Origin of the sequence: Azovibrio restrictus DSM 23866, assembly GCF_000429665.1 — a bacterium.
Classification (GTDB): domain Bacteria; phylum Pseudomonadota; class Gammaproteobacteria; order Burkholderiales; family Rhodocyclaceae; genus Azovibrio; species Azovibrio restrictus.
In genome coordinates, this window is record NZ_AUCH01000050.1 from 1 (window position 1) to 1,304 (window position 1,304).

At 60.7% G+C, this 1,304-nt stretch carries 2 protein-coding genes; both read left to right on the forward strand.

Annotation, left to right across the window (positions count from 1 at the left end):
- Nucleotides 1–9: 9 nt before the first annotated feature.
- Nucleotides 10–159: a hypothetical protein gene (locus G474_RS24545; protein ID WP_425386889.1), complete on the forward strand. Its 150-nt coding sequence runs from the start codon at nt 10–12 to the stop codon at nt 157–159.
- A 27-nt stretch (nt 160–186) separates the two neighbouring features.
- Nucleotides 187–1,304 (forward strand): methyl-accepting chemotaxis protein (locus G474_RS0117720; protein WP_043465223.1); only part of this gene is annotated, 1,118 nt, incomplete at its 3' end.

A 1,304-nucleotide genomic window follows, 5' to 3' on the forward strand; every position in this document is an offset into this window, starting at 1 on the left:
ATCCGCCCCCTGGGCGAAGTCTTTACCGGCCTGCAGGGCATCTCCGGCTTCACCATCCTCGGCAGCGGCCAGGTCGCCCTCATCCTCGATGTCCCGGGCCTTGTCCGGCGCGTGGCCAGCCATGAACGCCACCGCCATCCCCATACCTTGTCCGATTAACCCCCCTCGATTTTCAGGAGAACTCCCATGCTCAAGAATCTGAAGGTTTCAACCAAACTACTGGCGGGCTTCATTTTCGTCGCCTTGTTTTCCTTGGTGGTCGGCGCGCTCGGCATCAGCAACATGAGCAAGATCAACCATTCGGCCCACCTCATGTATGAACGGGAATTGCAAGGTCTCTCCTACGTCAAGGAAGCCAACATCGGCCTCCTGTACCAGGGGCGGGCCCTGCGCAATTACCTGATGGCCCAGTCCCTGCCAGGGGTTGATGCTGCCCCCCACCTGGCGGCCCTGAGCAAATACGACGAACAGACCCGTTCATACCTGGACAAGGCCAAGCCCCTCTTCGTCACGGAAGAAGGCAAGGCGAAATTCGCTGAAGTGGAGTCGGCCTACAAGGCCTACTTCGAGGGGCAGCTGAAAATCGTGGAGATGGCCAAGCAGGAAGAAGCGGCCGGCATCAAGCAACAGGACCGGAAATCTGCCGAGTACATGATGAAGGTGGCACGGGCGGCGGTGGACAAGGTGGATGATGGCCTGACCACCCTGACCAAGTTCAAGGAAGACAATGCCAGGAACGAGTCAGAACTAGCCACTAACCTGTACGAGACCTCGCGCACCCTGATGCTGGTGGTGATAGGCGTGGCGCTCTTCATGGGCATCGGCATCGGCATGCTGGTTTCCCGGGCCATCACCCGTCCCCTGGCTGAATCCGTCGCCACCGCCAACACCATAGCCTCCGGCGACCTGACAGCCAGGATCGTGGTCACCAGCACCGACGAAACCGGGCAACTGCTGGCCGCCATGAAGACCATGCAGGAAAAGCTCTTCCAGACCATTTCCGACGTCAGCACCACCACCGAAGCCCTGTCCTCAGCCACGGCCCAGGTGTCGTCCACGGCCCAGTCCCTGTCCCAGGCTTCCAGCGAACAGGCGGCTTCGGTGGAAGAAACCTCAGCCTCCATCGAGCAGATGGCGGCTTCCATCCAGCAGAACACCGAGAACGCCAAGGTGGCTGACTCCATGTCCGCCGAAGGCACCAGGAAAGCCGCCGAAGGCGGGGAAGCCGTGACCGAGACGGTGGCAGCCATGAAGCAGATCGCCAAGCGCATCGGCATCATCGACGACATCGCCTACCAGACCAA